A 7,102-nucleotide genomic window follows, 5' to 3' on the forward strand; every position below is an offset into this window, starting at 1 on the left:
CAGGCGCAGCCGGGCAATGCCGCGACCGACCGCGGCGTCGTCACCACGCACTTGCGCTCCGACGGCCGCCACAAGGCAAAGCTGTTCGTCGACGGCGGGCCGTCCTCGACCCAGACCGTCGGCCATCTGCGCATGGAGGGCCGCGAGGTCTTCAAGCATGCGGTCGGCATGATCACCGACGTCATCGTCGACGCCTTCCAGGCGACCGGGCTGAATGCCGACAGCATCGACTGGTTCGTGCCGCACCAGGCCAACAAGCGAATCATCGACGCATCCGCCCACAAGCTCCATATCGCGCCGGAGAAGGTGGTGCTGACGGTGGACCGTCACGGCAACACCTCGGCCGCCTCGATCCCGCTGGCGCTGTCGGTGGCGCGCAAGGACGGACGCATCAAGAAGGGCGATGTGGTCCTGCTGGAAGCGATGGGCGGCGGTTTCACCTGGGGCTCCGCGCTCGTGCGCTGGTAGAGCCACAGTCGATAAAATTTTGCCGAATCAGCGCGATTATCGATGCGGCTGCATTGATGAGCGCTGTTGACCGCCGTATCGTAAGCTCATAATTTCAGACAACAATTGTTCGCCGTGATGTGGGGCAGGGCGATGACCGATCAAAGTAAAACCGTAACGCGTGTCGATCTCTGCGAGGCCGTCTACCAGAAGGTGGGCCTGTCGCGGACGGAATCGTCCGCCTTCGTGGAACTCGTGCTGAAGGAGATCACCGATTGCCTGGAAAAGGGCGAGACGGTGAAGCTGTCCTCGTTCGGGTCCTTCATGGTCCGCAAGAAGGGTCAGCGCATCGGCCGTAACCCGAAGACCGGCACCGAGGTGCCGATCTCGCCGCGCCGGGTCATGGTGTTCAAGCCGTCGGCGATCCTGAAGCAGCGGATCAACGCCCAGCACCGCACCAATGGCGATGCCAGCAAGGCTCAACCCGAGGCGTAACCGCCTCCGCGAAGGATTTGGCATTTGGACAAGGCGCCGGATGCGTTCCGAACCATCAGCGAAGTAGCGCAGGAGCTCGACATTCCGCAGCACGTGCTGCGGTTCTGGGAGACCCGGTTCTCCCAGATCAAGCCGATGAAGCGCAGCGGCGGCCGCCGCTATTACCGCCCCGACGACGTCGACCTGCTCAAGGGCATCCGCCGCCTGCTCTACGGCGAGGGCTACACCATCCGCGGCGTGCAGCGGATCCTGAAGGAGCACGGCGTCAAATCGGTGCAGGGCCTCGCCGACAGCGCGGCCGCGGTCTCGTTCGGTGCGATCGAGGACGCCATCGGGGCCAGCCTGATGGAGCCCGAGGACGAGGAGGCGCCCATCAAGGGCGTCACGGACGCCGACGATGACGACTACCAGGGCGATGAAGAGGAAGGCATCGACTTCCGCTTCACCGAGGTCGACGACGAGGACATCCTCACCACCTTCCGCAAGGGCGGCACCCCCGCCGCACCCGCCGGCCCCAGCGCGCTGGACCGGGAACGGCTCGGCCGGGCGCTCGCCGACCTCGTTGCCATCAGGGAAATGCTGGATCAGGCGCTGAACGACGGATAGGGCGCTTTCGCCGGTTTTGCGGCCAGTTCCCGGGCTTGGACGGAGACACCAAAATGGTGTCGCTCGCCTTGCGCATCGCGCCGATCCTAGCTAATGGAACGACGTTCGGAGCGTGGCGCAGCCCGGTTAGCGCACTAGTCTGGGAGACTAGGGGTCGGAGGTTCAAATCCTCTCGCTCCGACCATCTAACAAACTGCAATTGCAGGGACATTTTCGCTCCTATTGATCGCGCATTGCGCCCGCGCCGCCCGCGGGGAAGCACCGGGGAAGCACGAGCGCTGATTTTAGCCCTTTCGGGCGGCAACAATGCCGCCCGCCGTCATCGGTTTCAGTGCAGCGTTTTCTCCATTGCTGCCTTGGCTTCCATCATACGCAACGCCATCGGCACGGTCACAGCCGCATCAATCTCGACTCGGTTGCCAGATAGAGCTCGGAATTGACCGGCTGCCTTGCCCTTGAGAGGGGCGAGCATCGCAGCGGCGACCGCAGAGCTAACTTGGCAGCGGATCAGAGCGCTATCATCTTCAATGGCTAGGATTAGGTCTGTATCGCGGCGGGCGAGCAGGGCGCCGAGGTCAGTCGAGGGGGACGAGGTACGGACGGCGGTTGAGTTGCGCATGATGTTTTGCCTTTCGAGCAAGACGGGAGTCCAGGGGCGAAATGACCGACATCAGACGGCCCCACGCGCCTTTGGGCGTGCGCCTTGGACATACGCGCGCGGCCCCTGGACAAGATTTGTGATCGCCGCTGACCGGATTGGCTATCGGCTGATGTTTGGGCTTTCGACCCGCGATCAGCATGGGGCCTACCGAAAAATCGACAACGGAAATTTTGTCTGGAAAAGTCTAATACGTGAAACCAGACAGCGGAGTGGCTGATCGAGTTAGCGGAATTGTCGATTTGAGCGTTTTTGTCGGTTTCTCAAACCGAGCATTACCCGACAAGAAATTCGAGCCAAACACGACGCGTCGCGCATAAATATGTACATAGCAGCAATGACTTAGCGCGCACGTGGTGCTAGCAATGCGCAAAGATTCATTGAACGTCGCGCCATGCATATGACTGCGCGCCTTTCGACCGCAGCTGAAGCGACCGCCTCGAGACGTCTTAACGAGAGCCCAGCGTGCATACACCCTCGGCCCGGCTCCGACCCCTAGGGGGGGAGGCGGCCGCGCGTAGTCCAAAGGCCGCAAAGCCGCTCCGCTAATTTCGTGGATTCGAGAAGTTCAGGGTTCGCTTATTCGGGGTCATCGGCGATGTCGGCTAATATTCCGCTTCGCTCGATGGGATCAATCACTTGCCTGTTGAGGACCTCTACGGCGCACCTTTTGAGGACCCTCTTCACCAGTTTGTATTTCTCTAGATAGAACTTAAGGCCACGGACCGGCTTCTTGTTTTTCGGATCCCGCTCCAGCGTCACGCCTCTTGTTGCCGCAGCAATGTCTTGCTTTAGGCTTTTGAGACCGCTCTCGAAGGATTCATCTCTGCACTTCTTCGCGTAATCTTCCGGGTCAAGGTCAGTGATTTCTCGCGGCGGATCTTGAGGGGCGTCGGCCGCCTGTTGAGACGGCGAGTTATCGGAAGACGACTTTGCTTCTACTCTGGCTGGGCGCTTCTCGGCTTCTCTGACTACCGGTTCTTTGACGCGCGAAGGGTCAATCTTCGCATTCTCCAAACTAAGCGATGCGTTCTCAAGCGCCTTTTTGAACTCCGGCGAGATATCCGCGATCGCATCCAAGGCGCGCTTCGATCCGGCGACCGTGCCGGAGGTAACCTGCGTTGGTTTGGCTGGCTGAGCGTTTGGCGCCGGCGCCAGTGCCGCGGCTTTCGACGGTGCGTCGTCGCATTTCATTGGCTTCAGTTCGACGCCGTTCACCTTCCCGCTGACGCCACTGCAATCTTTCGTGGGTGCAGGCCTTGAGTTTTGGTTGCCGACAGCAGCTGCTTCACTCGAGCCAGTCTGAACGGGCTTGGCCGGCGCCGCGGGCGCTCTTCCGATGCGCACAGCTCTCGCCATGCCACCGTTTGCCGTGATCGAGCCATCGGGCTGCAGCGTGTACACCCACGAGCCCAAGCTCGTATTGTAGGTCATATTGTTACCGGAACATGTCCAAGTCCCCTCAGCCTGACACGCCGCGTGTTCACTACAGATGGCCCTTCCGTCAGCGGTGAGCGTCCCCTTATTTCCTCCGGAATGCCGCCATTCGCCGATAAACTTGGAAGCGCAGCTAGATGGCGGTGCGGCATATGCGGGCGGCATAAAGACAGCTGCCGCGAAAGACAGGCAAAGCAAAAATCGCACTGAAAATCCCCCGGATTAAATATGCTCGGACGTTATCGGCAGTTTGAACGCTCTTCAAGCACCTCGAATGGACGCGGCCAAAGACCTATCACCGGAAAAATCGAGCTTGAAGCTCTTTCCACGAACGGACTGCCGAAGGCGTTGCTACATTTCGCGCGCGGCGGAATCTTGCGATTCAGCAAGACGGTCGTAGCAGCAAGCCACCAGGTGTGACGCCCTTTGGCTGCTTTGAGGGGGCTGAGGAACTCGGCCTTTCACGATACGTTTGTGTGGAGGACAGCGATGAAGCGCCATGGCAAATCCGACGAACGATCAGATCCGCAATCGAGCTCATCAATTGTGGGAGTTAGCTGGTCGGCCTGAAGGGCGCGAGCAAGAGTTCTGGTGCGAAGCCGAACGCGAGCTCTCAAAGAGCGATTCCCAGATCAATCAGGGTGAGAAATCCAGCACGTTCACCGAGTGATGCGGAGTCCGAACTGATACGCACGGCCCACCGGGGGCCTGAGTATCAGGTTAGTTTCGTCGATCTGCTCTCGATCCGGGCAGTCCGTCACCGCGATCGATCGCAACGGGACGATCATCAATGGGCTAACCACACTGCGCGCGGGCGAAGCCGTCCAACGGAGCTAGGCGGCAGCTGATGCCCTCTCAGGCGACTGCCGTTCAGCTAAAGCACCTCTGCACGAACTTGGGCGACGCCACGATCGGTGATTCCTAAGCTGCGAGCGGCGGCCAACGACAGGTCGATGACGCGGCCGCGAACCCATGGTCCGCGATCGGTGATACGAACGACCACCGAATTGCTGCTCTTAAGGTCAGTGACGCGAACGTGCGTGCCGAATGGCAGATTGCGATGAGCTGCAGTTAGCGAATTCCGATCGAACGTTGCGCCGCTTGCTGTCTTCCGTTTCGAATACGAGTAGTAGGAGGCCTTCCCGGAAAACACTCGGTTGAAAGATCGAGTAGCTGAGCGGTCTTCCCAAGTTCGCGGCGGTTCTTGCTCGATAGGAGACTGCGCCTGCGGGCTCTGATTGGTCTCCTCCGTTGCCTGAGGGGCGGGCTCGGCGTGTGCCTTTGGAATAATAGACCACCTATCATTGAAGTCCTGTGCCGCAGCAGAGTCTACATGTAACCACATCCACGCTGGGACTGTTGCAATGGCAACTATTCTACAAAGAAGACGCATGGTCGGCCTCACTACGATTGTAAAAAGCAGAAGGACAATGCGATCTTTTGAGGCGCGTTCCTGGATACGCTTTCATGTGTGGGCAAAAGGTGAATGCATACCGACGTTACCAAGTGGGGCGCGGGATTTGCGAGACGCAATGCAGCAAAGCAGCGGTCTCTTGCAGCGCATCACGCCCGCACCTTCGCATCGTTAGTCCTGCGTAGGGCGTGCGTTCTGGTCGGGCGGGTGTGCGCGGAACAGTCTATTTGGAAATTAAACCCGAGAGGCCTCTGAGTGACGATCCTAGCGTCGTAACTTTTTGCTCACCTCATTCCTCTACAGTCATCCCCACGGACGCAACGCCGCTTCGCCGACGGCAACCCACCCGCGCAATCCCGCGCTTCCCTCTCACCCCGTCGGCGACCAATGTCATCAACGCCCTACAACCGTCAAACGTCATTCGCGCTGTTCAGCGCCGAAAACCCGAGCGCGCAGCAGCCGGGCAATGCCCTTGATGCCGAATTCAACGCCGTCAAAGTCGCGATCGACGACACCCAGCAAAACTTATCAAAGATTCAAGATGCCGATGGCGCTCTGAAACGCGGCAGTGTGGGCAAAGAGCAGTTCGACAGCAGCGTTTCACTCGGCTTTGCCGCACCGAGCCGGTGGGCGATTGGTGTCAGGTACGCCGCAAACATCAGCACCGTTTTCCACGACTCAATCTTCTTCATCGCGAACACCGACCACGTTTCAGGCCCTTCCTTCGATCCCGGCAAGTGGGACGAGATCGCAGATTTCACCGCCGCGGCCGCCATTCCGGACGGTTCGATCACGTCCGTCAAACTGGCCGCGGGCGCGGTGGCCGGCGACAAGCTGGCTGACGGCGTGGTCGCCAACAGCAAGCTGGCCACGGGCGCTGTGACCACAAACAAGGTGGCGGACCAGGGCATCACCAGTCCGAAGATTGCTGATGCCGCAGTGGGCATCACGAAGTTGGGGCCCGACGCGAACCAGATCATCCCGGCGGCGTCGATAATGCCCTTTGCGGGCACGAGCGTGCCCGATGGTTGGCTGCTCTGCTACGGCCAGTCCGTGTTGCGCTCCGACTATCCAGCGCTGTTCGCCGCGATCGGCACGACTTACGGTTCGGTCGACGGCACCCATTTCACCCTACCGGATCTCCGCGGGCGCGTGGCGGCTGGCGCCGACGCGATGGGCGGCAGCGCAGCTGGCCGTTTGACCAACAGCTTCTTCGCCAATCCGACGACGCTCGGCAGTCCCGGCGGCTCCGAGTCGCGAGTGCTCGCCACCCCGAACTTGCCGCCGTATACCCCGGCGGGCACCATCGCGGGATCGATTAGTTCGAGCCCGTACGGCATTCAGATCGGAAACGGTACAGCGCACGGTTCGCTGGCCACCGGCGGCGACGCTTCATATCCGAAGACGAACGAGCAAACTCTCAGTTTTTCTGCTTCGGGGCTGATGTTCAGCGGCACGCCCCAGGGCGGCACCAGCAACTCCTTCGGCATCATCCAGCCGACGTTGATCCTCAACTACATCATCAAGGCGCACTGACGATGCCCCAACTCGTAGAGTTCGAAGGCCAGCGCCATGAGTTTCCGGACGACTTCACTCAAGCTGATATCCAGCGTGCATTGAGCCCTCGCCCGCGCGCTCCGCGGCCGATCCAGGTGCAGGGGCCCGATGGCGCTATAGTCGAGTTTCCGGTCAACACCTCTAACGAGGAGATGACCACCGCGCTGCGAAAGCATTACGGTGCGCCGGCGGAGCCGCCAATGCCTCCACTCCCGCCGGGCTACAAGCTCGATCCGCGGACTGGCGTCCCGCCGCCTCCACCAGGCTATACGCCCGATCGCAAGTCTACGCTTGTGCCGGTGGAGCACGATCCTTTCGCTCAGCCGGCCGCACCTCCACAACCAAAGCTCGTGCCCGTTGACCACGATCCGTGGGCAAGCTTTCCAAACGAGAAGCCGCCGTTTGATCCGACGCAGCCGTTTCAAGAGGTGGCCCCCGCACCGCCTGCGGCCGCCACAGCGCCCGCTACTGGCGCGGAGCGCGCGGCA

Annotated in this window: 8 protein-coding genes, 1 tRNA gene and 1 pseudogene; 7 read left to right on the forward strand and 3 right to left on the reverse strand. The window is 60.7% G+C overall.

Annotated elements, in window-relative coordinates; all coding sequences use genetic code 11:
- The 4 genes from MOV75_RS21650 to MOV75_RS21665 form a co-directional block, all read left to right on the forward strand.
- Window positions 1-468, forward strand: a 468-nt coding sequence (locus tag MOV75_RS21650) for a 3-oxoacyl-[acyl-carrier-protein] synthase III C-terminal domain-containing protein (RefSeq protein WP_309486953.1), incomplete at its 5' end; no start/stop codon positions are given.
- A gap of 132 nt (window positions 469-600) precedes the next feature.
- Window positions 601-942 carry an integration host factor subunit alpha gene (locus MOV75_RS21655; RefSeq protein WP_018456841.1) on the forward strand — a complete coding sequence of 114 codons (342 nt, stop codon included), beginning with the start codon at window positions 601-603 and terminating at the stop codon, window positions 940-942.
- 24 nt (window positions 943-966) lie between these two features.
- Window positions 967-1,548, forward strand: coding sequence for a MerR family transcriptional regulator (locus tag MOV75_RS21660; protein ID WP_246922358.1), 582 nt, complete (start codon window positions 967-969; stop codon window positions 1,546-1,548).
- Between the two features lie 106 nt (window positions 1,549-1,654).
- Window positions 1,655-1,732: transfer RNA gene (locus MOV75_RS21665), tRNA-Pro, on the forward strand.
- A 144-nt stretch (window positions 1,733-1,876) separates the two neighbouring features.
- Here the strand turns inward: MOV75_RS21665 and MOV75_RS21670 are convergent.
- Window positions 1,877-2,167, reverse strand: a complete 291-nt coding sequence (locus tag MOV75_RS21670; protein WP_247006570.1) for a hypothetical protein — start codon at window positions 2,165-2,167, stop codon at window positions 1,877-1,879.
- A 618-nt stretch (window positions 2,168-2,785) separates the two neighbouring features.
- Window positions 2,786-3,640: a hypothetical protein gene (locus tag MOV75_RS21675; RefSeq protein WP_247006571.1), complete on the reverse strand. Its 855-nt coding sequence runs from the start codon at window positions 3,638-3,640 to the stop codon at window positions 2,786-2,788.
- 502 nt (window positions 3,641-4,142) lie between these two features.
- Between MOV75_RS21675 and MOV75_RS21680 the strand changes: the two genes are divergently transcribed.
- Complete coding sequence (locus MOV75_RS21680) at window positions 4,143-4,313, forward strand: DUF2934 domain-containing protein (RefSeq protein WP_247006572.1); 171 nt, start codon at window positions 4,143-4,145, stop codon at window positions 4,311-4,313.
- A gap of 204 nt (window positions 4,314-4,517) precedes the next feature.
- Here MOV75_RS21680 and MOV75_RS21685 read toward each other — a convergent pair whose 3' ends face one another.
- A complete protein-coding gene (locus MOV75_RS21685; protein WP_309486954.1) occupies window positions 4,518-5,036 on the reverse strand; it encodes a septal ring lytic transglycosylase RlpA family protein in 519 nt (172 codons plus the stop codon).
- A gap of 408 nt (window positions 5,037-5,444) precedes the next feature.
- Here MOV75_RS21685 and MOV75_RS21690 point away from each other — a divergent pair, with 408 nt between their 5' ends.
- Both MOV75_RS21690 and MOV75_RS21695 read left to right on the forward strand, forming a co-directional pair.
- Entirely contained in the window at window positions 5,445-6,593 is a 1,149-nt protein-coding gene (locus MOV75_RS21690; RefSeq protein ID WP_247006576.1) for a phage tail protein, read from the forward strand.
- Between the two features lie 2 nt (window positions 6,594-6,595).
- Window positions 6,596-7,102, forward strand: a pseudogene (locus MOV75_RS21695) (hypothetical protein); the annotation flags it as partial.

This window comes from Bradyrhizobium sp. PRIMUS42 (assembly GCF_023006515.1).
In the GTDB taxonomy this organism is placed as follows: Bacteria; Pseudomonadota; Alphaproteobacteria; order Rhizobiales; family Xanthobacteraceae; genus Bradyrhizobium.

Coding starts and splice junctions, on each gene's coding strand:
- MOV75_RS21685 (WP_309486954.1), bottom strand. CDS start 5,036: ATGCGTCTTCTTTGTAGAATAGTTGCCATTGCAACAGTCCCAGCGTGG.
- MOV75_RS21670 (WP_247006570.1), bottom strand. CDS start 2,167: ATGCGCAACTCAACCGCCGTCCGTACCTCGTCCCCCTCGACTGACCTC.
- MOV75_RS21690 (WP_247006576.1), top strand. CDS start 5,445: ATGTCATCAACGCCCTACAACCGTCAAACGTCATTCGCGCTGTTCAGC.
- MOV75_RS21655 (WP_018456841.1), top strand. CDS start 601: ATGACCGATCAAAGTAAAACCGTAACGCGTGTCGATCTCTGCGAGGCC.
- MOV75_RS21680 (WP_247006572.1), top strand. CDS start 4,143: ATGGCAAATCCGACGAACGATCAGATCCGCAATCGAGCTCATCAATTG.
- MOV75_RS21675 (WP_247006571.1), bottom strand. CDS start 3,640: ATGACCTACAATACGAGCTTGGGCTCGTGGGTGTACACGCTGCAGCCC.